Genomic DNA, 26,498 nt, shown 5'->3' on the forward strand with positions numbered 1-26,498 from the left:
GCCGTCGACCCTGAGGTCGACCACCTGATACCACGCCCCGGCTGCCGCTAACCTCATGATCGATGTGGCGGGCGGCCGGACGGCGGGGGAGTGGTGGGCTTGGAGCAGCGGCGGAGGGTGGGGGCGTACGGGGTGCTGCGCGGGGCCGGCGGGCGGGTGCTGCTGGCTCGGGGAGCGGCGTCCTGTCCGTTTCCGGGGGTGTGGCAGCTGCCGGGGGGCGGCGTCGCGCATGCGGAGCACCCGGTGCGCGCGGTGGTCCGCGAGTTCGCCGAGGAGACCGGGCTGACCGTCGAGGTGACCGGGGTGCGGGCCGCCCTGGCCGACGTCACCACCTTCCGGGCCGACGGCGTCGCCGTGCACACCGACCGGCTGGTCTTCGATGTCGAGGCACGCGGCGGTGAGCTCCGCCCGGAGCCGGCCGGCGGCAGCGACGAGCTGGCCTGGTGCACCCCGGAGGAGGCGGCGGCGGTGCCGCTGATGCCGTTCACCGCCGAGCTGCTCGGCCTACCCGTCACGCCCCTGCCGGCCGACCTGCCCGGTGCCCTGCCGGCCGAGCAGGCCGCCACCCCGCCGGCCGACCGGCGCCAGCGCTTCGCCGCGTACGGGCTGGTCACCGATCCGGCGGGCCGGATCCTGCTGACTCGGATCGCGCGCGGCTACCCGGGTGCCGGTCGGTGGCACCTGCCCGGGGGTGGCACGGATCACGGTGAGCAGCCGGCCGCCGGACTGCTGCGCGAGCTGGTGGAGGAGTCCGGGCAGCTCGGGACGGTTGTCGACCTGTTGACGGTCGACAATCTGCACCACCCCGCGGCGCTCGGCCCGGAGGGTCGCCCACTGGATTGGCACGCCGTCCGGGTGGTCTACCGGGTGCGGGTCTCCGCGCCCACCGAGCCCGTGGTGACCGAGCTGGCCGGCGGGTCGACGGCGGAGGCCGGCTGGTTCACGTCCGCGCAGGTGGCGAAGCTGTCGCTGACCGAGGTCGCCGCGCTGGCAAGCGGACGCCGGAGCCGGTAGGCACCCGCTCACGGGGCCGGCGGTGGGGTGCTCCGGTACAGTCGTACGTGAGGTTGGCGGAGAAATCGGGCGATGAAGCCCGACATGGGAACAAGAGAGCGGTTCGCGCGGTTTAACGGAATATAAGTACCGCCGTCAGCTATCGCCAACCACCACTTCCCTGTGCAATGGTGTACTCCGCTTGAAACGGGCTGCCGGGCCAGGAGCGGTCCGGCACGAGACAGCCGGACACCCGCCCCCCGTGGGCGGTCAGCCGATCCGGTGATGGAGGAAACGTGCCGAGAGCCCCATGGCGCCGGCGTCGTACGACTGACAGTCCGCGCCCCGCAGGGCGTCGCTGGGCGGGCCGGTTGCGCCGCAGCAGCACGTTCGCCCGCCAGGTGCTGCTGGTCCGGGTGGGCCGCCGCGACGGCGACCCGCGTACCGGCACCGAGCTGGTCGTCCCGGAGCGCCTCGTCGACCGGCCCCGCCGGTACGGCTTCGACCGCGCCCGCCGCGCCGAGATCGAGGCCGTCATGCCGGTCAGCCCGGCCCTCGCCCCCGCCTCGCCGGTGGACGACTCGCCGGCGATGTCGATCCCGCTGCTCCCCGGCGAGCGCACCGCGTCGCGCCGGATGAAGTTCGCGCTGGTCAACGCCTGCACCCTGGCCAGCCTGGTGCTCGGCATCAACGCCATCTTCGTGGCCATGGCCGGCGAGACCCGGGTGGCCGCGCTCCTGCTGATCGCCTGCGTCGCCTTCGACGGCCTCGACGGCGCGCTCGCCCGCAAGCTCGGCGTGGCCAGCCCGTTCGGCGCCCAGATGGACTCGCTGGCCGACATGTGCTCGTTCGGCCTGGCCGCCCCCGTGGTGGTCTACGCCTCGCTGGCCGGGTCGGCGCCCACCGCGGCCGCCGCGGTGGCCGCGGCCCTCGTCGCGGCCTGCGCCGCGATCCGGCTCGCCCGGTTCAACGTCTCGCCGAAGGACGGCCGGTTCTTCTGCGGGGTGCCGACGACCATGGCGGCGGCGGTGCTCGCCCTCACGGTCGCCATCGGCCTGCCGCTGCCCGCCGTGGTGCAGATCGCCGGGGTGGCGCTGCTGGCCTTCGCGATGGTCTCCAGCTTCCCGTACGCGAAGCTCGCCCGGCTGCTCAAGCTGCCGCCGTGGCTGTGGCTGGCCCCGGTGATCGGCGCGCTGGTCGACATCCGGCTCACCTTCGCCCTGGCGGTGGTGGGCTACCTGGTCAGCGGCCCGGTGCTCTGGCTGCACCAGCGCCGCACCGCCTGATCCACCCGCACGTACGCAGAAGGGGCGCCGCGACCGCGGCGCCCCTTCTCGCGTTCGTCAGCGCCAGCGGGCGATGACCGTGGACCCGCCGACCACCTTGTCGCCCGGCCCCACCAGCGGCTCCGCCGCCTCGGCCGGCAGGTAGACGTCGGTCCGCGAGCCGAACCGGATCAGGCCGAAGCGCTCGCCCCGGGCCAGCAGCGCGCCGATCGGCGCCCGCTGCACGATCCGCCGGGCGATCAGCCCGGTGCGCTGCGCCACCACCACCGTGCCGTGGTCGGTGTCCAGCACCGTGTACGCGGCCACGTTGTGCTCGGCGTCCGGCTTCATCGCGTTGACGAAGCCGCCGTCGGCGACGAAGTAGTCGACCACCTTGCCGGGCACCGGCGCGCGGTTGACGTGCACGTCCAGCACCGACAGGAAGACCGCGACCCGCAGCCACTCGCCGTCGCCGAAGCGCTCGTCGTGCAGCCGCTGCACCGAGAGGACCTGGCCGTCGGCGGCCGCGACCACGGCCGACGGGTCCTCCGGGACGTCCCGCTCCGGGTCCCGGAAGAAGGCGGCCACCGGGCCGGCCGCCAGCGCCGGCAGCAGCCACAGCTTGGACTTCGGGCGCACCACCCGGGCCACCGCGGCCAGCCCGAGGGCGATGCCGGCCGCCGCGACGCCGTTCGAGTCGATGTGCATGCCGCGGGTCAGCGGCACGCTGGAGGGACGGTGCGCCGGCGCCAGCCGGGCGGCGAGCGCGGCGCTGGCCGGGGTGAAGCGCAGGTGGTGCACCCGCACCGGCGGCTGGTTGCGCAGCACCAGGTCGGTGCCGACTCCGTGCAGCACGCCCTGCCGGTCCAGCTCGGCGGCGGCGCCCTCGGTGCGGAACACCGGCGCGGCCACGCTCAGCACCGAGCCCTCGCTGAGGTACTTGGCCAGGCCGTCGACGGTCGTCCGGGCCTGCTCGGCGGTGCCGGTCAGCGGCTCGGCGGCGATGACCACCTCGGCGGCGTCCGCCTCGGCGAGGGAGTCGACGACGCGTACCCGGTCGGCGACCCAGCGGCCCTGGGCCGTCACGTGTTCGCGCAGCGCGGCGGCGCTGGCCGTCTCGGCCGGGACGACGGTGAGCGTGTCGCCGGGCAGCAGCGCGTCGACCGCCGCGGCGAGCACCGCGGACTCGGGGGACGCGCCGACCAGGAGGGCGGCCTTCGGGTCGTTACGCCGGGCGAGCTCGGCGACGAGGGTACGGGCGGCACGCTCGCCGATGCGGACCGGACCGGACCGGCCGGGGGTGCGCTCGGCGGGGGACTGGGTCATGTCGGACGGGCTCCTGACGAGGTAGAGACGGGCTGTCGCGGCGGGACCGCCACGTGCGACCTGGTCCGCCGGCCCCGGACGGGACCGGTGACCGGACGGCTCGGCCGTGGACGAGGCCCGGCGGCGCGGGCCGGCCGGCGGAGGCGGGATCTCCACCGGCCAGCATACGAGTCCGCGGCCGGCGATCGCACCGCCGCGGTCAGTCGGGTGACCGCCGTTCCCCGGCCGGACGGCCGGTGGTCGGTTCGGCGGGCGACCGGTGGGGCGACCCGTCCGGCGCGTCGGCCGCCCGGTCCTCGACCGCTGCGGCGGGCCGGTCGCTGATCGCGGCCGTGGGCCACTCGTCCGCGTCGCCGGCCGGGCCGATCGCCCGGGTCTCCCACCCGGCGGAGCGGTCGCCGGTGCCGTCCCTGCCCCACACCGGGGCCGTGGCGTCGTCCGGACCGGCGAACCGGACCTCGGCCGTCTCCTGTTCGGTGACCGGGGCGTCGATCGCCTTCGGGCCGATGAGCGTGGGCTCGTCGTCCTGCGGACCGGTGTACCGGACCTCGGCCGTCTCCTGGTCCCCCGAGCCACCGGGCGGGCCCGGCCAGCCGGCAGCGGAGCGGTCGGGCTCGGCCGGCTCCGACCCGGCGGCCGCCGGGGTCTCCCGGTCGTGCCGGCCCGACCGCAGCGCGCCGACCAGGCCGAGCAGCCCGGTCACCAGCAGCGCGCCGGCCAGGAACCAGCCCACCGGGGGCAGGGCGAGCCCCAGGATCTGGGCGAGCAACCACCAGACGGAGAGCCCGAGGAAGAGCAGCCCGAAGGCGAGCGAGACGAGATCCGTGCGGTGCACCCTCACCGGGTCACCTCCAGGTTGCCGGCGTTGACGTGGACGTTGAGGCGCAGCGTGCCGCCGCCGGGCCCGTCCGGGCCGAGGTCGGTGGTCTCCCGGGAACGGCCGTCCAGCCCGCCCGAGCGCCGGCCGAAGACCGTGGCGTCCCCGGCGTTGACGTCGGTCACGGTGGTCACGTCCACATTCGGTGGCACCACGATGGTCGCCTGGCCGAAGTTGACCACGAAGGTGATCTCGGTGGTCCGCTTGTCGAGGTTGAGCCCGCGCAGGTCCAGCGTGGCGTCGCCGAAGCTGTTCTCGTACCGGTTGGCCAGGCCGCGGAGGTCGGTGGGTGCCCAGGCGACGTTCCCGTCCACGCCTCGGATCCGGTCGTAGGACTCGGCCACCGTGGCCACGCCCAACGCCGCCGCGGTCACCAGCCCCAGCGCGATCAGCCAGCGGGCCCGGCCGAACCAGGTGCCCACCAGCAGCCCGAGGCCGATGGTGGCCAGCGCCGCCGCGAAGTAGGCCGCGGCCCCGACCGGGAAGACGCCCAGCAGGTCCAGGATGGCCACCACGCCCAGGGCGAGGAAGATCAGCGAGAAGGTGACCGCGCCCAGCGCCGACCGCTCGCGCGGCCGCTTCGGCGGCTTCACCCGCGGCGGCGGGGGCGGCGGCAGGGGCGGCCCGGCGTACGGCCCGCGCGGTGCGAACGGCGGACGGTAGCCGCCGGACGGCAGGGCCGCACCCACCGGCGGCACCGGGGGAACCGGTGCGGTCGGCGTGGCGGCCGGCGACCCGGACGGCCAGGCGGCCGGCGCGGGCTCCCCGGTCACCGGCGCGGCCGCCCAGGCGGCGATCTCCGCGCCCTGCCGGCTGCCGGGCGGCGCGGCCAGCGGTGCCGGCGACCAGGCGGCCAGCTCGGCGGTCCGCTCGGCCGGCACGGTCACCGGCAGCGGCGCGGTGGGCGCGGCCGGCGCGAGCGGGCCGGGCGGGACCGGCTGTGCCGGGGTGAAGAGGCCCGGCGCGGGGTAGCTGACCGGTGGTACCGGGCCGGGTGGCGCGGTGGCCGGGGCCGGCGGGCCGGCGACGACGTCGGCGGGTGGGGTGCGGCCGTCCCGGTTGAGCAGCAGCGCGCCGCCGATGAGGATCGCCGCGCCGAGCAGCACGGCCCGGAAGGCGTCGGTGACGATGTAGCCGAAGGTCACCGCGACCAGGATGCTCAGCACGATGACGGTGACCGGCGACATGCTGGACCGGCCCCGGCCGAGCATCGACTCCACCGGGGAGCCGCTGTCGCCCTCGCTGGGGATGACCAGCAGGGCGGCGACGTAGAGCAGGATGCCGACGCCGCCGAAGAAGCCGAGCACCGCGAGGATCACCCGCCAGAGCACCGGGTCGGTGTTGGTGGCCCGGCCGATCGCCGCGCAGACCCCGGCCAGGTAGCGGCCCTCACGCGGCCGGACCAGCCCGTACCGCGAGGTGAAGCCGGCGCCGCCGGACGGCGGCGGAGCGTACCCCCCGGGTGGTGGCGGCGTGGGGTCGCCGCCGTGGGCCGACGCCCACGGGCCTGGCGCGCCCGGGCCGGCGGTGGTGGGCGGCGGATTCTCCGGCTCGGCCGCCCACGGGCGGGGCGGCGGGGCAGCTTCCTCGGTCATGCTCCGATCCTGCTGCGCCGGATGCCCGAGCGTCCTCAGGACCCGACCCTGACCCCACCCTGAGATCCCGGGGACGCGAATGTCCGGGGCGTCCCCGTGGTCGGTGGGCGTCGCGCCGTGTGACGATCGGATCGGAGCCGGGACCGCCCGGCGTCCGCGCCGCACCGGCCCTGCCCAGGGGAGCCTCCGATCAGCACCGTGACGACCCAGCCGCCCCGTCTCTACCGGGCGCCCGAGCACCGGCTGGCCGCCGGGGTGGCCGCCGGCATCGCCGACCACCTGGGCATCCCGGTGCTGCGGGTACGGGTCGCCTTCATGGTCCTGCTCGGCCTCAGCGGCCTGGGGGTGCTGCTCTACGCCGCCTTCTGGGCGGTGGTCCCGCTGCGCCCCGGCGACACCGCCGCCCCGCCCCGGCGGGACCTCTCCCAGCTGCTGCCGTTCGTGCTGATCGGGCTGGGCGTGCTGCTGGTGCAGGTGATGGTCTTCGACTCGGTGGGCGCGACGGGCACCGCCGGCTGGCTGGTTGCGATCATCGCGGTGGGCGCCGGCGTGATCTGGCACCAGTCCGCGCCGGAACGCCGCCGGCAGTGGGGCGAGTCGATGCCGGTGCCCTGGCTCGGCGCGGTGGTCGAGGAGAGCGACCGGCGGGCCTTCGTGCTCCGCTTCGTCGGCGGCGGGGTGCTGGTCGCGGTCGGCATCATCGGGGTGGCGGCGGTCTACTCCCCGGTGCAGAACTTCGACGCGGTGGTCAACGGCGTGATCTTCGCGCTGGTCGGGCTGGCCGGCGTCGGCGTGGTGGCGGCCCCCGTGCTGTGGCGGACGTACAACCAGCTCCGCTCGGAGCGGGAGGGGCGCATCCGCGAGCAGGAGCGCGCCGAGCTGGCCGCCATGGTCCACGACCAGGTGCTGCACACCCTCGCCCTGATCCAGCGCAACGCCACCGACGTCAAGACGGTGCAGCGGCTGGCCCGCGGCCAGGAGCGCTCGCTGCGTAACTGGCTCTACAAGCCCACCGCCTCGCCCACCGAGCGCTTCGCCGCCGCGCTGGAGCAGGCCGCCGCCGAGGTGGAGGACACCTTCGCGATCACCGTCGAGGCGGTGGTGGTGGGCGACCGGGAGACCGACGAGCGGGTCGGCGCGCTGGTGGCCGCGGCCCGGGAGGCGCTGGTCAACGCGGCCCGGCACGCCGGGGTGCAGACCGTGTCCCTCTACGCCGAGGTCGAGCCGGAGCAGGTGAGCGTCTTCGTGCGGGACCGGGGCAAGGGCTTCGACCCGGATACGGTGGAGGACCACCGGCACGGCGTACGAGGATCGATCGTCGGGCGGATGAAGCGGCACGGCGGCCGGGCGGAGATCCGGTCCGGGCCGGGAGAGGGGACCGAGGTCCGGTTGATCCTGCCGATCACCGGTAACGGCTCCACGGCGGAGAGGGACAGATGACCATGGCCGAGCAGTCGATGGAACCGGTCGAGGGCGCGGACGCCCGGGTGGAGCGGCTGCGGGTCTTCCTCGTCGACGACCACGCCATGTTCCGGGCGGGCGTACGGGCCGAGTTGGGCGCGCACGTCGAGGTGGTCGGGGAGGCGAGCACGGTGGCCGAGGCGGTCACCCGGATCGCCGCGACCCAACCCGACGTGGTGCTGCTCGACGTGCACATGCCCGACGGCGGCGGCCGGGCGGTGCTGGAGGCGATGCGGCGTACCCATCCGCAGGTCAAGTTCCTGGCGCTGAGCGTGTCGGACGCCGCGGAGGACGTGATCGGGCTGATCCGGGCCGGCGCCCGGGGCTACGTCACCAAGACCATCTCGCCGGACGAGTTGACCGCCGCGATCCGCCGGGTTGCCGACGGTGACGCCGTGTTCAGCCCCCGGCTGGCCGGGTTCGTGCTGGACGCCTTCGCGGCCCGGCCGGACGCGCCGGTCGCCGATCCGGAGCTGGACCAGCTCACCAACCGGGAGCGGGAGGTGCTGCGCCTGCTCGCCCGGGGGTACGCGTACAAGGAGATCGCCAAGGAGCTGTTCATCTCGATAAAGACGGTCGAGACGCACGTGTCCAACGTGTTGCGCAAGCTCCAGATGTCCAACCGGTACGAGCTGTCCCGCTGGGCGGCGGACCGCCGGCTGGTCTGAACCGCCTCCTCCGGCCCCGGCACCGCGATGGTGCCGGGGCCGGAGTCCGTTCCGGGCTCGCCGGGTCGGGCGCAACGCGATCCGGTGGGTGGCCGGCGACGGCGCGGGGACCGGCAGGACCCTGGCTCGATCCGCGCGCCGGCGGGTGCTCACTCGGTACGCAGCACGGTGAACGCCTCGGCCAGCCGGCCCGCCGGCAGCCCGGCGTTGTCGGCGATCGTGGTGAGCCGGTCGCGTACCCAGGTCTCCACGTCCAGGTGGTCGGTCTGCGAGCGGTGTGCCCGCATCGCGGCGATCCTGCGCTCGACGTGGTCGGTGACGTCGACGGCGTGGTCCGGGGCGGGGCCGCCGGCGTACCAGATCTCCCGGACCACCCACGGTTCCAGACCCTCGGCGAGCAGGTCCGGGTGGGCGAAGGGGTTGCGGGCGTCCGGGTAGACGGCGCAGGTGGTGGCCTCGCCCACGGCGAGGTGGTCGGGGTGGCTCGGCCCGGTGAGGTGCTCCCACCGGCGCAGCGGCGAGTTGGTCAGCACCCGGTCGGGGCGGAACCGCCGGATGGCCGCGGTGACGTCCCGGCGCAGGTCGAGCGTCGGCGCGAGGGTGCCGTCGGCGTACCCGTCGAGGAAGTCGACCCGGGTCACCCCGACGGCGGCCGCCGCGGCGCGCTGCTCGGCCTCGCGCACCCGGGGCATCCGCTCGCGCGCGGTGTCGTCGAAGCCGCCGGCGTCGCCGCGGGTGACGATCAGATAGGCGACCTCTACGCCGTCCTCCACCCAGCCTGCTATCGTGCCCGCACAGCCGAAGTCGACATCATCCGGATGGGCAAAAACAGCCAGCGTCCGGTGGACGTCGGAGAGTGCCGGAGCGGAGGCGGGAAAGCTCACAAGTCCCCAGCCTACGGGTGGCGCGCCGATGCGGTGCCTCGATGTCTTACCTGGTCAGAACGGCACGACCAGGGCACTTCATGATCTTTTCTCAAGTATCGGCAACGTGGCGGGCAACTAACGGCTTGATAACGGCACCTTCACGTAATGGGCCGGTGGGTGTCACAGTGGCAGCACCTCACCCCTGGCGTGAGGCACCCCGTACGTCCCGCTGACCACGGCACCGCCCCCCAACGCGGTTCGTGGCCGTCGAGCCTGCGCGGTGTCGAGCGCGAGAGGTGCGGTGGCCCGGCGGATCGGTCCCCCTGGGGTGTCCCGATTTCTCTGCGGTAGTACCGGTGACCTGCCAGATGGGTCGCCGGCGGTGTCACCCCCATGCGTGCGTGAAACCCACGACGGAACCAGGTCAGAAAGAGGAGGCCCCTCGGAATGAGAGTCTCGAAGCGGGCGAGCGGCGCCATCGCCGTGGGCGCGGCGTTCGCGCTCATCGCGTCCGGCTGCTCCACCAACGACGACGACGGCGGCAGCGCCGCCAAGAGCACTGACGGCAGCATCGTTGTCGACGGCACGGAGCCGGAGAACCCCCTGGTTCCGTCGAACACCACCGAGACCGGTGGCGGCAAGATCATCGACTGGCTGTTCACCGGTCTGGTCGAGTACCCGAACAACGGTGGCGCGCCGCAGAACGCGCTGGCCGAGTCGATCGAGACGAGCGACTCCAAGGTCTACAAGATCAAGATCAAGCAGAACACGAAGTTCCACGACGGCACCGTCGTCAAGGCCAAGAACTTCGTGGACGCCTGGAACTGGGGCGCCTACTCGCCGAACGGCGCGCAGAACTCCAGCTTCTTCGCCGACATCGCCGGCTTCTCGGACGTCAACACCTCCGACCCGGACGGCGACGGCCCGAAGAAGGCCCCGGAGCCGACCGCGAAGGAGATGTCCGGCCTCAAGGTCGTCGACGACTGGAACTTCGAGGTCACGCTCTCCTCGCCGACCGCCGTGTTCCCGACCAAGCTCGGCTACAGCACCTTCATGCCGCTGCCGGACGCCTTCTTCGCCGGCAAGGCGGAGGACTTCGGCAAGAAGCCGATCGGTAACGGCCCGGTCAAGTTCGTGTCCTGGGAGAACAATGTCGCGATCAAGCTGACGCGGTTCGACGACTACTCCCTGCGCGACAAGATGAAGATCAAGGACGTCAACGTCAAGATCTACCAGGACGACACGGCGGCCTACAGCGACCTGGTCTCCGGCAACCTGGACTTCATGCAGCAGGTTCCGGTCTCCTCGCTCGCGGGTGACAACTGGAAGAACGACCTGGGCGACCGGGCCATCGCTTCCACCACCCCGGTGACCGGCATCATCGCCTTCCCGATCTACGACGCCCGCTTCAAGAACGCGGACCTGCGTAAGGCGATCTCGCTGTCGATCAACCGCCAGGAGATCAGCGACAAGATCTTCTTCGGCAACCGCAAGCCGGCCGACAGCTGGGCCAACCCGCTGACCCCGGGCGCCAAGGCGGGCAACTGCACCTCTTGCAAGTTCGACGTGGAGCAGGCCAAGGCGCTGTACGCCAAGTCCGGCGGCTTCAAGGGCCAGCTGAAGCTGTACTACAACGCCGACGCCAGCCACAAGGAGTGGATGGAGGCCGTCGCGCAGCAGATCAAGACCAACCTGGGCATCGACGCCGTCGCCACCGGCGTGCCGACCTTCGCGGTGTTCCGCCAGAACATCAACGCCCACAAGATGGACGGCATGTACCGCGCCGGCTGGCAGCAGGACTACCCGGACGTCGAGAACTGGGTCAACCCGCTCTACGTGACCGGTGGTTCCTCGAACGACGGTCTGTACAGCAACCCGGAGGTCGACGCCCTGGCCAAGCAGGCCGGCGCCGCCCCGAGCCTCGAGGCCTCGCACGAGCTGTACGCGAAGGCTGTCGAGAAGATCGACGCCGATGCCCCGACCGTGCCGGTCTACTTCGGTGGCCAGCAGTCCGGGCACTCGGAGAAGATCAAGAAGATGGAGCTGACCAACGTCGGCGAGCTCGACATCACCTCGGTCGAGCTCTGATCCGAACGGTCTGACCCCGGGTCGGGCTCGCCTACAGGTGAGCCCGGCCCGGGGCCGTTCCGCGAGGGGGTGTACAACATTCCCTCGCAACGTTGTCACCATCGTGTCGGCCGTCCGACGCGCCCCCTGTCTGGAAGGACCACCCCATGGGCCGTTATCTGTTGAGACGGCTGCTCCAACTCGTCCCGGTGTTCATCGGTACGACGTTAATGATCTACGCGCTCGTCTGGGCGGTACCCGGTGATCCGTTCGCCGGCAAGTGCGGTGATCGGGGCTGCCCGGATAACTACGTCGCCATGATGACCGAGAAGTACCACCTCAACGAGCCATGGATCGTGCAGTACGCCATCTACATGAAGAACCTTTTCCAGGGGGACTTCGGCTCGACCTGGTCCGGGCGCTCGGTCAACGACATCATCGCCGCGTCGTACCCCAACACGCTGAAGCTGGCCGCGGTCGCCCTGCTCATCGAGGCGCTCATCGGTCTCACCGCCGGTGTGCTGAGCGGTCTCCGGCGTAACGGCTTCCTGGACAACCTGGTCCTGGTCTCGACGCTCTTCCTCATCGCGCTGCCGGTCTTCGTCGTCGGCTTCGTGCTCCAGTGGCTCTTCGGCGTCAAGTGGGGCATCGTCCACCCGACGGTGTCGAACGAGATGCGCATCTCCGAACTGATCCTCCCAGGCTTCGTGCTGGGTAGCGCGTCGATGGCGTACATCGCCCGGGTGGCGCGCACCAGCATCGCGGAGAACCGCCGCGCCGACTACGTCCGGACCGCGATCGCCAAGGGTCTGCCCATGCGCCGGGTGGTCGGTGTCCACCTGCTGCGCAACTCCCTGATCCCCGTGGTGACGCTGCTCGGCACCGACCTCGGCGCCCTGATGGGTGGCGCGATCATCACCGAGGGCATCTTCAGCATCAACGGGATCGGCCGCCAGGTCCTCCGGGCGATCGTCACCAAGGAGAGCGCTACCGTTGTCTCCATCGTGGTCGTACTGGTGCTCGTCTATCTCCTGATGAACCTGCTGGTGGACCTGCTCTACGCCGCCCTGGACCCGAGGATTCGCTATGAGTGACCCGAGCGCCGCTTCCATCGTCAGCACCCCACGGGTGGAGCAGCCGAGCGAGATGGTGCCGGCGACCCCGGGCCAGCCGGAGAACGCCCACAACGAGAAGCCCCGCGGCCTGCTCGGTGACGCCTGGCGGGACCTGCGGCGCAAGCCGCTGTTCTGGATCTCCGCCACGTTCATTGTGATCTTCGTGTTGATGTCGGTCTTCCCGTCGCTGTTCACCTCGGGCGACCCGACGAACGGCACGCTGTCCCGCAGCCGGGTGGAGCCCTCCGGTGACGCCTGGTTCGGCTACGACGTGCAGGGTCGTGACGTGTACGCCCGGGTGATCTACGGCGCCAACGCGTCGATCGTGGTGTCGCTGCTCTCGGTGATGGGCACGATGCTGATCGGCGGGACGATGGGCATCATCGCCGGTTACAAGGGCGGCTGGGTCGACGCCGTGCTCTCCCGGGTCGCCGACATCTTCTTCGGCCTGCCGTTCGTGCTCGGCGCCATCGTCATCCTGACCACCTTCAACGGCGCCGGCACCGACAACAGCGAGTGGAAGATCAAGGGCCTGGTGATCGCGTCCCTGGTCCTGCTGGGCTGGCCGGTGGTCATGCGGCTGATGCGCTCATCGGTGCTCGCCACCAAGGAAGCCGACTACATCGTCGCGGCCCGGGCCATGGGCGCCGGCAGCGGTCGGATCATCCTCAAGCACCTGCTGCCGAACTGCCTGGCACCGCTGCTGGTGTACGGAACGATCATGGTCGGCTCGTTCATCGGCGCCGAGGCCACGCTCTCCTTCCTGGGTATCGGCCTGAAGCACCCGGTGGTCTCCTGGGGAATCATGATCAACGAAGCGCAGGCATACCTGCGGCCGTCGCCGTTCCTGCTCTTCTTCCCCTCCGCGTTCCTCGTCACCGCCGTGCTGAGCTTCGTCATGCTCGGTGAGGCGGTCCGCGAGGCCCTCGATCCGAAACTCCGCTAGGGGAGACTGAGTTGTCCGACATTCTCGTGTCCGAGCAGTCCGCACCCGGCGCCGACGGATCCGGCCGCCCCTCCGGCCGGCTGCTCGAGGTCGACGACCTGCGGGTGGAGTTCCGCACCCGGGACGGCGTCGCCAAGGTCATCAACGGGGTCACGTACCACGTCGACGCGGGGGAGACCCTCGCCGTGCTCGGCGAGTCCGGCTCGGGTAAGAGCGTCACCGCGCAGACCATCATGGGCATCCTGGACATGCCGCCCGGTCACGTCACCGGCGGTCAGGTCCGCTTCCACGGCAAGGACATGCTCAGGATGTCCGCCGAGGAGCGCCGCCGCATCCGCGGCGAGGGCATCGCGATGATCTTCCAGGACTCGCTCTCCGCGTTGAACCCGGTCTTCACCGTCGGGTTCCAGATCGCCGAGCAGTTCCGCGTCCGGCGCGGCCTGAGCCGCGCGGACGCCAAGAAGCGCGCGATCGAGATGCTCGACCAGGTCAAGATCCCGAACGCCAAGGGCCGGTTCAGCAACTACCCGCACCAGTTCTCCGGCGGTATGCGGCAGCGCGCGATGATCGCGATGTCGCTGGCGCTCGACCCCGAGGTGCTGATCGCGGACGAGCCGACCACCGCGCTGGACGTGACCGTGCAGGCCCAGATCATGGACCTGCTCGGCGAGCTCCAGCGGGAGCGGCGGATGGGCATGATCCTGATCACCCACGACCTCGGCGTGGTCGCCGACGTCGCGGACCGGATCGCGGTCATGTACGCCGGCCGGATCGTCGAGGAAGCCGACGTGTACGACCTGTACGCCAAGCCGGCGCACCCGTACACCCTCGGCCTGCTCGACTCGATCCCGCGGCTGGACGAGAAGGGCCAGCAGCTCCGGACGATCAAGGGCCTTCCGCCGAACCTGATGAACATCCCGCCGGGCTGCCCGTTCAACCCGCGCTGCCCCATGGCGCAGCCGGTGTGCCGGGAGAAGGTCCCCCCGCTGCTGCAGATCGGCACCGGTCGGGCCAGCGCCTGCCACTTCGCCGAGGAGCTGGTGAACCGTGTCTGAGAACATCCTCGAAGTCCGCGACCTGGTCAAGCACTACCCCGTGACCCGGGGGATCGTGTTCAAGAAGACCATCGGTCAGGTCAAGGCCGTCGACGGCGTCTCCTTCGACCTACGGGCCGGCGAGACGCTGGGCGTGGTCGGCGAGTCCGGCTGTGGCAAGTCGACGCTGAGCCGGGTGCTGATGAACCTGGAGAAGCCGACCGCCGGCAGCGTGCACTACAAGGGCCAGGACATCTCCAAGCTGTCCGGCGGCGCGCTGCGTCGGCTGCGCCGGCAGATCCAGTTGGTCATGCAGGACCCGTACACCTCGTTGAACCCGCGGATGACGGTCGGCGACCTGATCGGTGAGCCGTTCGAGATCCACCCGGAGGTGGCGCCGAAGGGCAGCCGCCGCAGCAAGGTCAAGGAACTGCTCGACCTGGTCGGCCTCAACCCGGAGCACATCAACCGGTACCCGCACCAGTTCTCCGGCGGCCAGCGGCAGCGCATCGGCATCGCCCGGGCGCTCGCCCTGCGGCCCGAGATCATCATCTGTGACGAGCCCGTCTCGGCCCTGGACGTCTCGATCCAGGCCCAGGTGATGAACCTGCTGGAGAAGCTCCAGAACGAGTTCGGCCTGTCGTACGTCTTCATCGCCCACGACCTGTCGGTCGTGCGCCACCTCTCCGACCGGGTCGCGGTGATGTACCTCGGCAAGATGGTGGAGATCGGCACCGAGGACGAGATCTACGAGCGGCCGACCCACCCGTACACGCAGGCGCTGCTGTCGGCGGTGCCGGTGCCGGACCCGACGCTGCGGGACAACAAGGCGATCATCCGGCTCACCGGTGACGTCCCCTCCCCGATCAGCCCGCCCTCGGGCTGCCGGTTCCGCACCCGGTGCTGGAAGGCGCAGGACATCTGCGCCGAGCAGCCGCCGCTGCTGCAGATCCGGCCGGGCTCGGATCACCCGAGCGCCTGCCACTTCGCCGAGAAGCGGGAGATCGTCGCCACCCACCAGGTGTGACCGGTCCGAACCGCCTGCCGGCGTCCGCGTGACGCCGGCAGGCGGTTCGTCGTATCCGGGCCCGGCCGGGCGGCCGGGCGCCGGTCAGGGCTTCGAGGAGGTACGCCGCACGACGGCGGACCGGGCGTCCCGCCCGGCTCCCGGGCCGGCCGCACCCGTCACAGCGGCCCGCGGCCGGCGCGGAGCAGGAGCAGGGCCAGCTGGGTGCCGTCCGCGCCGAGCGACTGCCGGAACCGCTCCAGGATCTCCCGCTCCCGGGACAGCACCAGCCGGGTGCCGCCCGAGGCCATCCGGGTGGCGCCGACCTGCTGGGAGAGCTCGGCCCGTTCCTGCCAGAGCCCGATCAGGGTCCGGTCGATCTCGTCGATGCGCTCCCGGATGGCCGCGATCCGGGCCGCCGCCGCCGGCTCGTCGGTGCCGAACCCGGGTGCCGCGTTCCGGCCGGTCTGGCCCGCCCGGGAGCGCGCCGTGTTGCCGCTCTGTTCCGCCACGTCTGTCATCGTCGGTCATACCTCTCTGACGTCGTGCCCGGTGTCGGGAACCCGGAACGCAGAAAGCCCCGGGCTTCAGGAGCCCGGGGCTTTCGTAGGTCTGGTTGATCAGGCGCGACCCACGGCTGCCGGACTCCCGGTGCCGTAGTAAAAGTAGAAGCGCTGACCGAACACGGGATCGAGTATGCCGATCGCGGGGGCGGCTGCGCAAGGATTCCGCCAACAGATGGGAATGTCACACGGCCCCGACGCCGGGGCCGTATGGACGGAGATGCCGGTGAACCGGCCGGTGCGCCGGAGACCACGCCGTCGCGCCGGGGCGTGCGCGGGCGGGAAGTGTCCGGCCGGCGGCATAGACTCGCCGTGCGATGCATCCTCTCTTCGACATCCCCGCGTCCCCGTCCGCGCCCGAGCCTGTCCGCACCCCGCCGCGCCGGCCCGGGTCCACCGCCGTGCACCTCGATCCGCAGGCCCTGGTCGAGGGGCTGAACGGCCCCCAGCGGGACGCGGTGACCCACGCCGGCTCGCCGCTGCTGATCGTGGCCGGCGCCGGCTCCGGCAAGACCCGGGTGCTCACGCACCGGATCGCGTACCTGCTCGCCGCGCGGGACGTGCACCCCGGCGAGATCATCGCGATCACCTTCACCAACAAGGCGGCCGGCGAGATGAAGGAGCGGGTGGCCCACCTGGTCGGCCCGCGCGCCCGGCTGATGTGGGTGTCGACCTTCCACTCCGCCTGCGTGCGGATCCTGCGCGCCGAGCACGAGCACGCCGGGCTGAAGTCCACCTTCTCGATCTACGACGCGGACGACTCGCGCCGGCTGATGCAGCTGGTCGCCCGCGAGCTGGACCTCGACCCGAAGCGCTACCCGGCGCGCGGGCTGGCCGCCCAGGTCTCCAACCTCAAGAACGAGCTGGTCGACCCGGAGGAGTTCGCCGCCCGGGCCAAGGGCCCCAACGAGCGGGCGCTCGCCGAGGCGTACACGCTCTACCAGCGCCGGCTGCGCGAGGCGCACGCGCTGGACTTCGACGATCTGATCATGACGACGGTGCACCTGCTCCAGTCGCACCCGCACGTCGCCGAGAGCTACCGCCGCCGGTTCCGGCACGTGCTGGTCGACGAGTACCAGGACACCAACCACGCGCAGTACGCGCTGATCAAGGAGCTGGTCTCCGGTACCGCGGGGATCGAGCCGGCCGAGCTTTGCGTGGTGGGCGACGCCGACCAGTCGATCTACGCGTTCCGCGGCGCGACGATCCGCAACATCCTGGAGTTCGAGCGGGACTTCACCGACGCCCGGACGATCCTGCTGGAGCAGAACTACCGCTCCACCCAGACCATCCTCAACGCCGCCAACGCCGTGATCGACCGGAACACCTCCCGTAAGCCCAAACGGCTGTGGAGCGACGCCGGGGCCGGCGAACAGATCGTCGGCTACGTCGCCGACACCGAGCACGCCGAGGCGGACTGGGTGGGTCGGGAGATCGACCGGCTGGTCGACGCCGGCGACACCCGCCCCGGCGACGTCGCCGTCTTCTACCGCACCAACGCCCAGTCCCGGGTCTTCGAAGAGGTGTTCATCCGGGCCGGCCTGCCCTACAAGGTCGTCGGCGGGGTGCGCTTCTACGAGCGCAAGGAGGTCCGCGACGCGCTGGCCTACCTGCGCGGGGTGGTCAACGACGACGACACGGTCAGCCTGCGCCGGGTCCTCAACACCCCGCGCCGGGGCATCGGCGACCGGGCCGAGGCGTGCGTGGAGGCGCTCTCCAGCCGGGACCGGATCTCCTTCGGCGCGGCGCTGCGCCGGGCCAGGGACGCCCCGGGCATCTCCACCCGGGCCGCCAACGCCATCGCCGAGTTCGTCGCGCTGCTCGACGGCGCGCGTGAGCTGGCCGAGACCGGCACCCCGGAGGAGGTGCTGGAGGCGCTGCTCACCCGCTCGGGCTACCTCACCGAGCTGGAGGAGAGCCTCGACCCGCAGGACGCCGGCCGGGTGGACAACCTCCAGGAACTGGTCAGCGTCGCCCGGGAGTACACCGAGCGGATCGAGGCGCTGGGCGCCGACGGCGAGCGGGCCACCGTGGCCGGGTTCCTGGAGCAGGTCGCGCTGGTCGCCGACGCCGACCAGATCCCCTCCGACGACCCCGACCACCAGGGCGTGGTCACTCTGATGACGCTGCACACGGCCAAGGGCCTGGAGTTCCCGGTGGTCTTCCTGACCGGCTTGGAGGACGGCGTCTTCCCGCACCTGCGCTCGCTGGGCGACAGCCGGGAGCTGGAGGAGGAGCGCCGGCTGGCGTACGTGGGCATCACCCGCGCCCGGCAGCGGCTCTACCTCTCCCGGGCGGTCACCCGCTCGGCCTGGGGGCAGCCGGCCTACAACCCGCCGTCACGGTTCCTGGAGGAGTTGCCGCCGGAGCTGGTCCGCTGGGAGCGCACCGAGGGGTCGTACACCTCGTGGGCCGGCGGGGGCGGCGGCGTGGGCGGCCGCGCGGACCGCGCGGCCGGCGCACGGGGCGGCTTCACCGGGGGTACGCCGAAGGCGGCCCAGCTGGCGAAGCGGCTCGGGGTGGACGCCAGCCGACTCGCGACCGCCAGTGAGCTGCCGCAGGGGCCGAAGGTGGCGGCTGGGGACCGGGTCAACCACCAGCGCTACGGGCTCGGCCGGGTGCTCGCCGTGGAGGGGCACGGCCCGGGCGCTCGGGCGCAGATCGACTTCGGCGACCAGACCATGTGGCTGGTGCTCCGGCACGCCCCGATCGACAAGCTCTGAGCGACGACGGGCCCGGCCCGGCGAACGAACCGCCGGACCGGGCTCTCGTGTGCCGTGGGCGGGCTGTAGGTTCTCGTGGATCTTGTCGGGCGGTCGCGTGGACCATACCGCCGTCCCTGATCGTTTTCCCCACAGGACCTTGTCGTTCAGCATCCGAAGGTCCGCCTCCCGACGGTGACGCAGTGCGAGCGAGGCGCACTCACGTGCGGACAACCCGGCGCCGGTCGCCCACGCCCCTCAAATGAGCACGAGCCGGCCCTGGGGCCGAAGCAGGCGGCCCAGCGGCCGTAGCGCACCTACGCCGCTCGGTGTGCCACCGGTGGGCTGAGCCGGGCGAAACCGGCTTGTCGGTAGTACGGAAAGTACGGGTACGGTGCGGTCCGGCGGCTGGCGGTGTCGAGGCGCGCGAGCTGGTGCGGTGCCAGACTCCAGCCGACCGCGCCGAGGTTGTCGCGAAGCTGCCGTTCGTTGCGGGCGCCGATGATGACCGAGGAGACGGTCGGCTGCTGGAGCAGCCAGTTGATGGCGACCTGCGGAACTGTCCTGCCGGTCTCTTCCGCGATCTCATCGAGCGCGTCGACGACATCGAAGAGGTGTTCGTCGGCCACCGGTGGGCCGAAGTCGGCCGTCTGGTGCAGTCGGCTGCCGGCCGGGAGCGGTTGGCCGCGCCGGATCCGGCCGGTGAGCCTGCCCCAGCCCAGCGGGCTCCAGACCAACCCGCCGACCCCTTGGTCGAGGCCGAGCGGCATGAGTTCCCACTCGTAGTCCCGGCCGACGAGCGAGTAGTACACCTGATGCGCCACGTAGCGGGGCCAGCCGTGACGCTGCGCGGTGGCCAGGGATTTCATCAGCTGCCAACCGGAGAAGTTGGAGACGCCGACGTAGCGCACCTTGCCGGCCCGGACCAGGTCGTCCAAGGTGGACAGCACCTCGTCGACCGGGGTGCCGGCGTCGAACGCGTGCAGTTGCAGTAGATCGATGTGCTCGGTGCCGAGACGGCGCAGCGCGTCCTCGCAGGCTCGGACCAGCCGGGCGCGTGAGGTGCCCGCCTCGTTGGGTCCGTCGCCCATCGGCAGCCCCGTCTTGGTGGACACCAGCACCCGGTCCCGACGGCCCTTGATTGCCTCGCCGAGCACGCGTTCGGACGCGCCGTCGGAGTAGACGTCGGCGGTGTCGAACAGGTTGACGCCCGCGTCGAGGCAGATGTCGACGAGCCGGCGCGCTTCCCGTACATCGCTGGTGCCCCAGGCGCCGAACAGGGGACCCTGTCCGGCGAAGGTGCCGGTACCGAAGCTCAGAGCCGGCACCATGAGCCCCGAAGTGCCCAGCCGCCTGTATTCCATGACCAAACCCCACCTCTAACGGTACTGTGGTTCCGTTAGAGTCAAAGTTAGCACATGCCACCGACTAATGGAACTGGAGACCCGTTATGAGTCATGCCGTTGAACCCGGCAGCGTCCGGCCCGGCGGCCGCACCGCCCGGGTCCGCGCGTCCGTGCTGCGCGCCGCTGGCGACGTGCTGGCCGAAGCGGGCTTCACCCAGCTCGACCTGGCCGATGTGGCCCGCCGCGCCGACGTGGGTAAGACGACCGTCTACCGCCGGTGGGGCACGGTGACCAATCTCGTCACCGACCTGCTGCTCGACATGGCCGAACAGTCGCTGCCGCGCGCCGACACCGGCACGCTGCTCGGCGACCTGACCGCCAACGCCCAGCTGGTCCAGCGCACCCTCACCGACCCACGGCAGGCGGCGCTGTTCAAGGCCATCATCGCCGCCGCCACCGGCGACACCCGAACCGCACAGGCGCTGCACCGCTTCTACGACACCCGCATCAGCGAGTGGGCACCCTGCGTCGAGCAGGCCATCGAACGCGGCGAGGTCCCGGCCGACACCGACGCCCGGGAAGTCATCCGAGCCGTTTCCGCGCCGCTGTACTACCGCCTGCTCGTCACGGCCGAAGACCTCGACGAAGCCACGGCAGACCGCGCGGCGCAAGCCGCCGTCGTCGCCGCCCGCGCGGGCGCGTACCGCCAGCGCACGGCCAACGCATCTTAAGCCGCTCATGGCATAGCCAGGCCCGGGTCGTCCGCACCGACACGATTCTGAGAAACCGACATCCTCGGTGAGAACCTGCAGGCGGGCTCAGCAGGCCACGTCGATGCCCTTGGCGCGCAGGAACGGTGCCGGGTCGATCTGGCTCCACATCTGACCCTGGTGCACCTCGAAGTGCAGGTGCGGGCCGGTCGAGTCGCCGGTGGAGCCCTCGTAGCCGATCACCTCGCCGGCGCTGACCTTGTCGCCGACGCCGACCTTGAGGCTGCTCTGGTGGGCGTAGTGCGTCAGGTAGCCGTTGCCGTGGTCGATGAAGACGGAGTTGCCGTACCCGTCGCCGGCGTCGCCGGCCTTGACCACGGTGCCCGCGGCGGCGGCGTGGATGGGGGTGCCGGCGGGCATCGCGAAGTCGATGCCGGCGTGCAGGGTGCCCCACCGCTGTCCGTAGCAGGAGGTGATCTCGGCGCCGGCCATCGGGATGACCCAGGACGGCTTCGGCTTCGTCGTCTTCGTGGGCGTCGGCTTCGGCTTCGGGGTCGCCTTCTGAGTCGGCGTGGCCGACGGGCTGGTGGTCGGGCTGGCCGTGGTCGGGCTCGGGGTGGCCGACGGGCTGACCGGGGTCGCGGACTCGCGGGCGGAGCGGTCGGCCCGCTCGGCGGCCTCGGCCCGGGACCGAGCGTCCAGTGAGACGGCGGTCGGGGCGGGGGCATCGTCCCGGTCGAACGTGACGGTGGCGACGCCGGCGAGGCCGAGGGCGACCAGGGTGGCCGCGCCGACGACGAGGGCGCGCCCGCCGCGGGGCTGCCGCAGCCGGTGCCGGCCCGGGGCGGCCCCGGTCTTCTCGTTCTGGGTGGGGGTGTCTTCCTGCACGGCTGACCTTCACACTCAGGGGGGCTGGGACCTGCCCATCCTGGGTGTCGACGGGGTTCGCGCCGGGTGCCGGTACCGAGGGGGCGCCGGTCGCCGCCGGGGCAACTGTCCGTCATTGCGCCGGGATGACCGCTTCTGCCCCGATACCTGATCTTGAGTGTCCGTGGTCTCGCTCACAGTCCTGGGTGTGATCCAGCAGACTTGCCGCCACGAAAAACCGCCCGGATCGCATGATCCGGGCGGTCAACGGGCGATACGGAGCGTCAGGAGCCCGCTACCTCGCTGTAATATGCCTCGACTTGCAGCTTGATGTCCACTCCGCGCTCCTGGAGCCACGGCACCGGGTCCCGCGGCTCGCCCTTGACATGGATCTCCAGGTGCAGGTGGGAGCCGTACGAGTGGCCGGTGTTCCCGACCAGGCCGAGCTGGTCGCCCGCCTTGACCTGCTGCCCCTTCTCGACGTTCAACGAGGAGGAGTGGCCGTAGATGGCCTCGCTGCCGTCGGCGTGCTGCACGATCACGGCGTAGCCGTACCCGCCGAACCAGCCGGCCTTGGTGACGGTGCCCGAGTGGATGGCGACGTAGGGGGTGCCCTCGGCGGCGACCAGGTCGATGCCGGTGTGCAGCTTGCCCCAGTGCATCCCGTAGGGGGACTTGAAGTCGTAGCCCTGCAGGGGCAGCAGCCACGGGTCCTGCTCGCTGGCACTGACCTCGGCGTCCCGGTTGGTGTCCCGGGAGGCGCGGTCGGCGGCGTCGGCCCGGGCCGCCGCGTCCTGGCTGGTGATCGAGGCCTGCTTGAGCTCGTCGAGGACCGACGGGCTCACGCTCTTGGCATCGGGGAGCGCGTTCGCGCCCAGCGCGACGATGCCGGCGCCGACGAACGCGGTCGTGACGACCGCCGCGTAGCGGCTGCGTGGGGGGGTGGGTACGCGGCGGCGGCCGCGATATTTATCGGGCTCAGACGACAGGCGCTGGCGCACGCACACCCTCCGTTGTCGGGGATCCGATGCGATCTGCGGCCGTTCGGTGAAGCTCGGTCGAACGTCCGTTGGTCGCGTCGTCACCCGTCCTTGGACCTGATGACAACCGTGGACACGTTAGCCCTCCGCCGCGCCGGTCACAAGCGGAAGCGCCGAATTGGCGAGTCTTTCTGTCCCTTTCCGTCCATCATTGTCATAGCTGAGGACGCCGGACGGCCACCCCCGTTACTGCCCGTTCGTCGCGCAGAGTGACCGTTCGGCGGAGGCGTCCGGCTTCCTGACGGGGTGGCCGGACGGTAGGGGCGCGGCCCGGATTTCCCGCCCCCGCCCGGGCGGGTTACCGTTCGTTCAGGTGATAGCCGCGGAGCCCGTGAAAGGTGTGCGCTGATGAGCTCTCGTATCCGGGTCGTCGTCGCGAAGCCGGGCCTCGACGGCCACGACCGCGGCGCCAAGGTCGTCGCGCGCGCCCTGCGCGACGCCGGCATGGAGGTCATCTACACCGGCCTGCACCAGACCCCGGAGCAGATCGTGGAGACCGCGATCCAGGAGGACGCCGACGCGGTCGGCCTCTCCGTGCTCTCCGGGGCGCACATGACGCTCTTCCGTCGGGTGCTGGAGCTGCTCGCCGAGCGGGACGCCCGCGACATCGTCGTCTTCGGCGGCGGCATCATCCCGGACGCCGACATCCCCGAGCTGCAGCAGCTCGGCGTGGCGAAGATCTTCACCCCGGGCGCGACCACCCAGTCGATCGTCGAGTGGGTCCGGGCGAACGTCGCCCAGGCCGTCGCCTGACGGCAGCCGCCGCGCCGGCTCCACCCCGCCGGAGTGACGTGGGCCGGGGTCGTCGGCAGGCCAGGGCCACGGGATCGCCGGGGGACGGCGGTGCGGGCCAGGGCTGCCGACGGCGGCAGTGAGGGTCAGCCGGATCTGAGCACGGGGGAAGGGCCGGACGCACCCCTCACACGCCCGGCCCTTCTATGCACGATGCCCCGCCGCCACCCCTCGACCGACAGGGCATCGGCCGCTCCCGTCATCGCGCTGAATCAGCGCTCCGACATCAGACTCAACGACGCCCCCAGCAGGGGGTTACGCGTCCCCGGCGACATCCTTTCCCGGCGGCTGCCGGCCGCGCCCGCGCACCGGCGAGTCGTGGGCGGCGCGCTGTGCATTACCGCACACCGCGCACCCGCTCGGTTGCCGCTCGTGCCCATCTCGCTAGGCTGCGGCCGACGGCCTGTTTCAACTGATGGCGGGCGTCAACGGAGTTTCCACAACGCTGGTGGCGGCGCGACGGCGCGCCGCGGAGACGGGACGGGACGCGCAATCGTGGACCTGTACGAGTACCAGGGGCGGGACCTGTTCGAGCGGCACGGGTTGCCCGTGCTCGCCGGCGGCGTCGCCACTACCCCGGAGGAGGCCCGCGCGATCGCCGAACGCCTCGGCGGTCGGGTGGTCGTCAAGGCGCAGGTGAAGGTCGGCGGCCGAGGCAAGGCCGGCGGCGTCAAGCTGGCCGAGGGCGCGGAGGAGACGGTGGCCCGCGCCACCGACATCCTCGGCATGGACATCAAGGGTCACACCGTCCACAAGGTCATGATCACGGTGACCGCGGACGTGGCCGAGGAGTACTACTTCTCGTACCTGCTCGACCGGGCGAACCGCACCTTCCTCTGCATCGCCAGCGTCGCCGGCGGCATGGACATCGAGCAGGTCGCCGCGGAAACCCCCGACAAGGTGGTCAAGGCCCCGATCGACGCCGTCAAGGGCGTGGACGAGGCGAAGGCCCGTGAGATCGTCAGCGCCGCCGGCTTCCCGGCCGAGGTCGCCGACCAGGTGGTCGAGGTCGCGGTGGGCCTGTGGAAGGCCTTCGTCGCCGAGGACGCCACGCTGGTCGAGGTGAACCCGCTGGCCAAGACGGGCGAGGGCAGACTGCTGCTGCTCGACGCCAAGATCACCCTCGACGAGAACGCCGGATTCCGGCACCCGGACCACGAGGCCCTGGTCGACCAGGCCGCGGTGGACCCGCTGGAGCAGGCCGCCAAGGAGAAGGACCTCAACTACGTCAAGCTCGACGGCGAGGTCGGCATCATCGGCAACGGCGCGGGCCTGGTCATGTCCACGCTCGACGTGGTCGCGTACGCGGGCGAGCGGCACGGCAACGTCAAGCCGGCGAACTTCCTCGACATCGGCGGTGGCGCGAGCGCCGCGGTGATGGCCAACGGCCTGGAGATCGTGCTCTCCGACCCGTCGGTGAAGAGCGTCTTCGTCAACGTCTTCGGCGGCATCACCGCCTGCGACGAGGTCGCCAACGGCATCGTGCAGGCGCTGGCCCTGCTGGAGCAGCGGGGCGAGAAGGTCACCAAGCCCCTGGTCGTCCGCCTCGACGGCAACAACGCGGAGGCCGGTCGGGCGATCCTCGACGCGGCCGACAACCCGCTCGTGCAGCGGGTCGACACCATGGACGGCGCGGCCGAGCGGGCCGCCGAGCTGGCAGCTGCGGGGGTCTGATCATGGCTATCTGGCTGACCAAGGAGTCGAAGGTCATCGTCCAGGGGATGACCGGTTCCGAGGGTTCCAAGCACACCCGGCGGATGCTCGCCGCGGGCACCAACGTGGTCGGCGGCGTCAACCCGCGCAAGGCGGGCCAGAAGGTCGACTTCGACGGCACCGAGCTGCCGGTCTTCGCCTCCGTCGCGGACGCGATGAAGGAGACCGGGGCCGACGTCACCGTCATCTTCGTGCCGCCGCAGTTCACCAAGGGCGCCGTGGTCGAGGCGATCGACGCCGAGATCCCGCTGGCCGTGGTGATCACCGAGGGCGTCCCGGTGCACGACACCGCCGCCTTCTGGGCGTACAACGTGGGCAAGGGCGCCAAGACCCGGATCATCGGCCCGAACTGCCCCGGCATCGCCTCTCCGGGCGCCTCCAACGCCGGCATCATCCCGGCCGACATCACCGGCTCCGGCCGGATCGGCCTGGTCAGCAAGAGCGGCACGCTGACCTACCAGATGATGTACGAGCTGCGTGACATCGGCTTCTCGACCTGCGTCGGCATCGGCGGTGACCCGATCATCGGGACCACCCACATCGACGCCCTCGCCGCGTTCGAGGCCGACCCGGAGACCGACGCCATCGTGATGATCGGCGAGATCGGCGGCGACGCCGAGGAGCGGGCCGCCGAGTTCATCAAGGCCAACGTCACCAAGCCGGTGGTCGGCTACATCGCCGGCTTCACCGCGCCCCCCGGCAAGACCATGGGGCACGCCGGCGCGATCATCTCCGGCTCGGCGGGCACCGCCGAGGCGAAGCAGGCGGCCCTGGAGGCCGTCGGCGTGAAGGTCGGCAAGACGCCGACCGAGACCGCCAAGCTGATGCGGGAGATCATGTCCGGCCGCTGAGCGGACGGGTGAGACACCGAGGGGGTCGACCGGGGACGGTCGGCCCCCTCAGTACCTGTTGTTCCAGAACGGATATCTGCCGCTGGCCCGCAGGATCGTGCTGCCGATGATGTTGAGCACGCCGAAGGCGATCGCCAGGTAGCCGAGCACCGGCGACTGGCCGTACCGCTTGGCGTCGCGGATCGACAGGTAGCCGAAGACGATGCCCAGGACGCCGCAGCAGATCAGACCCAGGACGATGCCGAGGACGCCCCACAGCGTGGTGCGGTTCCTGCCGGCCGGCGGCGGGGGCGGGGGCGGCGGCGGGTACGGAGCGTTCACGGCTTCCTCCCAGCGCTTCCTGCCGCGACTACTGTCGCGTCCTGCGCCGAGGCTAGACCGGATCGGCGTCCGGAAACCGGTGGATCACGGAACTCGCCGAAGCCAGGTGGGGCCGCCGGGCAGCCGACGCCCGTGCGGCGTGCCAGAGTAGACCCGATGTCCTCGGTCACCCCTGATCAGCCCCGCCGTCCCGCCGCCGGCGTCCGCGCCGGCGCCCGCCGGGACGATGCCCGCCCGGCCGGCACCCCCCGCGAGGGTGCCCGTCGGGACGATGCCGGCCGGGACGATGCCCGTCGGGACGATGCCCGTCGGGACGATGCCCGTCGGGACGATGCCCGTCGGGACGATGCCCGTCGGGACGATGCCCGTCGGGA

The 26,498-nt window shown here is 71.7% G+C and carries 23 protein-coding genes and 1 pseudogene; 14 read left to right on the top strand and 10 right to left on the bottom strand.

Features of this window, described 5'->3' with window-relative positions:
- The first annotated feature begins 99 nt into the window (after window positions 1–99).
- Together AB0I41_RS26950 and AB0I41_RS26955 are read left to right on the top strand one after the other, a co-directional pair.
- A complete protein-coding gene (locus AB0I41_RS26950) occupies window positions 100–1,014 on the top strand; it encodes an NUDIX domain-containing protein (protein ID WP_357113066.1) in 915 nt (304 codons plus the stop codon).
- A gap of 350 nt (window positions 1,015–1,364) precedes the next feature.
- The gene (locus AB0I41_RS26955; protein ID WP_357113068.1) at window positions 1,365–2,279 is read left to right on the top strand and encodes a CDP-alcohol phosphatidyltransferase family protein; all 915 of its coding nucleotides are present in this window, start codon (window positions 1,365–1,367) and stop codon (window positions 2,277–2,279) included.
- Window positions 2,280–2,336: 57 nt separating this feature from the next.
- On the opposite strand, the gene AB0I41_RS26960 is transcribed toward AB0I41_RS26955, so the two are convergent.
- The 3 genes from AB0I41_RS26960 to AB0I41_RS26970 form a co-directional block, all read right to left on the bottom strand.
- Complete coding sequence (locus tag AB0I41_RS26960) at window positions 2,337–3,584, bottom strand: phosphatidylserine decarboxylase (protein WP_357113071.1); 1,248 nt, start codon at window positions 3,582–3,584, stop codon at window positions 2,337–2,339.
- Between the two features lie 199 nt (window positions 3,585–3,783).
- Complete coding sequence (locus AB0I41_RS26965; RefSeq protein WP_357113124.1) at window positions 3,784–4,425, bottom strand: hypothetical protein; 642 nt, start codon at window positions 4,423–4,425, stop codon at window positions 3,784–3,786.
- Window positions 4,422–6,056 (bottom strand): PspC domain-containing protein, encoded by a 1,635-nt coding sequence (locus AB0I41_RS26970; protein WP_357113074.1) that lies wholly within the window; start codon window positions 6,054–6,056, stop codon window positions 4,422–4,424. Before AB0I41_RS26970 ends, AB0I41_RS26965 begins: the two co-directional genes overlap by 4 nt.
- A gap of 198 nt (window positions 6,057–6,254) precedes the next feature.
- On the opposite strand from AB0I41_RS26970, the gene AB0I41_RS26975 reads away from it, so the two are divergent.
- Together AB0I41_RS26975 and AB0I41_RS26980 are read left to right on the top strand one after the other, a co-directional pair.
- The gene (locus tag AB0I41_RS26975; RefSeq protein ID WP_357113076.1) at window positions 6,255–7,496 is read left to right on the top strand and encodes a PspC domain-containing protein; all 1,242 of its coding nucleotides are present in this window, start codon (window positions 6,255–6,257) and stop codon (window positions 7,494–7,496) included.
- A gap of 2 nt (window positions 7,497–7,498) precedes the next feature.
- Window positions 7,499–8,185, top strand: a complete 687-nt coding sequence (locus tag AB0I41_RS26980) for a response regulator transcription factor (RefSeq protein WP_357113118.1) — start codon at window positions 7,499–7,501, stop codon at window positions 8,183–8,185.
- A 149-nt stretch (window positions 8,186–8,334) separates the two neighbouring features.
- On the opposite strand, the gene AB0I41_RS26985 is transcribed toward AB0I41_RS26980, so the two are convergent.
- On the bottom strand, window positions 8,335–9,069 hold the full coding sequence (locus AB0I41_RS26985) for a PIG-L deacetylase family protein (protein ID WP_357113079.1): 735 nt from the start codon (window positions 9,067–9,069) through the stop codon (window positions 8,335–8,337).
- Window positions 9,070–9,498: 429 nt separating this feature from the next.
- Between AB0I41_RS26985 and AB0I41_RS26990 the strand changes: the two genes are divergently transcribed.
- The 5 genes from AB0I41_RS26990 to AB0I41_RS27010 all read left to right on the top strand — a co-directional run bounded on the left by AB0I41_RS26990 (window position 9,499) and on the right by AB0I41_RS27010 (window position 15,240).
- Window positions 9,499–11,139 carry an ABC transporter substrate-binding protein gene (locus AB0I41_RS26990; protein WP_357113082.1) on the top strand — a complete coding sequence of 547 codons (1,641 nt, stop codon included), beginning with the start codon at window positions 9,499–9,501 and terminating at the stop codon, window positions 11,137–11,139.
- A 146-nt stretch (window positions 11,140–11,285) separates the two neighbouring features.
- Entirely contained in the window at window positions 11,286–12,212 is a 927-nt protein-coding gene (locus tag AB0I41_RS26995; protein WP_357113084.1) for an ABC transporter permease, read from the top strand.
- The gene (locus AB0I41_RS27000) at window positions 12,205–13,179 is read left to right on the top strand and encodes an ABC transporter permease (protein WP_357113088.1); all 975 of its coding nucleotides are present in this window, start codon (window positions 12,205–12,207) and stop codon (window positions 13,177–13,179) included. The genes AB0I41_RS26995 and AB0I41_RS27000 overlap by 8 nt, the downstream gene beginning before the upstream one ends.
- Before the next feature lie 26 nt (window positions 13,180–13,205).
- The gene (locus tag AB0I41_RS27005; protein WP_357113121.1) at window positions 13,206–14,234 is read left to right on the top strand and encodes an ABC transporter ATP-binding protein; all 1,029 of its coding nucleotides are present in this window, start codon (window positions 13,206–13,208) and stop codon (window positions 14,232–14,234) included.
- A complete protein-coding gene (locus tag AB0I41_RS27010) occupies window positions 14,227–15,240 on the top strand; it encodes a dipeptide ABC transporter ATP-binding protein (protein ID WP_357113091.1) in 1,014 nt (337 codons plus the stop codon). The genes AB0I41_RS27005 and AB0I41_RS27010 overlap by 8 nt, the downstream gene beginning before the upstream one ends.
- A gap of 158 nt (window positions 15,241–15,398) precedes the next feature.
- Here the strand turns inward: AB0I41_RS27010 and AB0I41_RS27015 are convergent, their stop codons facing one another.
- A complete protein-coding gene (locus tag AB0I41_RS27015) occupies window positions 15,399–15,731 on the bottom strand; it encodes a chorismate mutase (protein WP_357113094.1) in 333 nt (110 codons plus the stop codon).
- A 368-nt stretch (window positions 15,732–16,099) separates the two neighbouring features.
- Between AB0I41_RS27015 and pcrA the strand changes: the two genes are divergently transcribed.
- Window positions 16,100–18,505, top strand: a complete 2,406-nt coding sequence (gene pcrA, locus AB0I41_RS27020; protein ID WP_357113097.1) for a DNA helicase PcrA — start codon at window positions 16,100–16,102, stop codon at window positions 18,503–18,505.
- Between the two features lie 296 nt (window positions 18,506–18,801).
- Here the strand turns inward: pcrA and AB0I41_RS27025 are convergent, their stop codons facing one another.
- A complete protein-coding gene (locus AB0I41_RS27025; protein ID WP_357113099.1) occupies window positions 18,802–19,848 on the bottom strand; it encodes an aldo/keto reductase in 1,047 nt (348 codons plus the stop codon).
- Between the two features lie 152 nt (window positions 19,849–20,000).
- Here AB0I41_RS27025 and AB0I41_RS27030 point away from each other — a divergent pair, with 152 nt between their 5' ends.
- Entirely contained in the window at window positions 20,001–20,561 is a 561-nt protein-coding gene (locus AB0I41_RS27030; protein WP_357113101.1) for a TetR/AcrR family transcriptional regulator C-terminal ligand-binding domain-containing protein, read from the top strand.
- A gap of 87 nt (window positions 20,562–20,648) precedes the next feature.
- On the opposite strand, the gene AB0I41_RS27035 is transcribed toward AB0I41_RS27030, so the two are convergent.
- A complete protein-coding gene (locus tag AB0I41_RS27035; protein WP_357113103.1) occupies window positions 20,649–21,428 on the bottom strand; it encodes a M23 family metallopeptidase in 780 nt (259 codons plus the stop codon).
- 263 nt (window positions 21,429–21,691) lie between these two features.
- Complete coding sequence (locus AB0I41_RS27040; RefSeq protein ID WP_357113105.1) at window positions 21,692–22,408, bottom strand: M23 family metallopeptidase; 717 nt, start codon at window positions 22,406–22,408, stop codon at window positions 21,692–21,694.
- Between the two features lie 387 nt (window positions 22,409–22,795).
- On the opposite strand from AB0I41_RS27040, the gene AB0I41_RS27045 reads away from it, so the two are divergent.
- From AB0I41_RS27045 to sucD, 3 genes are all read left to right on the top strand, one after another.
- Window positions 22,796–23,200, top strand: coding sequence for a cobalamin B12-binding domain-containing protein (locus AB0I41_RS27045; protein ID WP_357113107.1), 405 nt, complete (start codon window positions 22,796–22,798; stop codon window positions 23,198–23,200).
- Between the two features lie 534 nt (window positions 23,201–23,734).
- A complete protein-coding gene (sucC, locus tag AB0I41_RS27050; protein ID WP_357113110.1) occupies window positions 23,735–24,913 on the top strand; it encodes an ADP-forming succinate--CoA ligase subunit beta in 1,179 nt (392 codons plus the stop codon).
- Window positions 24,914–24,915: 2 nt separating this feature from the next.
- Window positions 24,916–25,803, top strand: coding sequence for a succinate--CoA ligase subunit alpha (sucD, locus tag AB0I41_RS27055; protein ID WP_357113113.1), 888 nt, complete (start codon window positions 24,916–24,918; stop codon window positions 25,801–25,803).
- Between the two features lie 48 nt (window positions 25,804–25,851).
- Here the strand turns inward: sucD and AB0I41_RS27060 are convergent, their stop codons facing one another.
- Window positions 25,852–26,124, bottom strand: coding sequence for a DUF4190 domain-containing protein (locus AB0I41_RS27060; protein ID WP_357113116.1), 273 nt, complete (start codon window positions 26,122–26,124; stop codon window positions 25,852–25,854).
- 84 nt (window positions 26,125–26,208) lie between these two features.
- Window positions 26,209–26,498 (bottom strand): annotated as a pseudogene (locus AB0I41_RS27065) (hypothetical protein); the annotation flags it as partial.

Source organism: Micromonospora sp. NPDC050200, from assembly GCF_040656135.1.
Taxonomy (GTDB): Bacteria; Actinomycetota; Actinomycetes; order Mycobacteriales; family Micromonosporaceae; genus Micromonospora.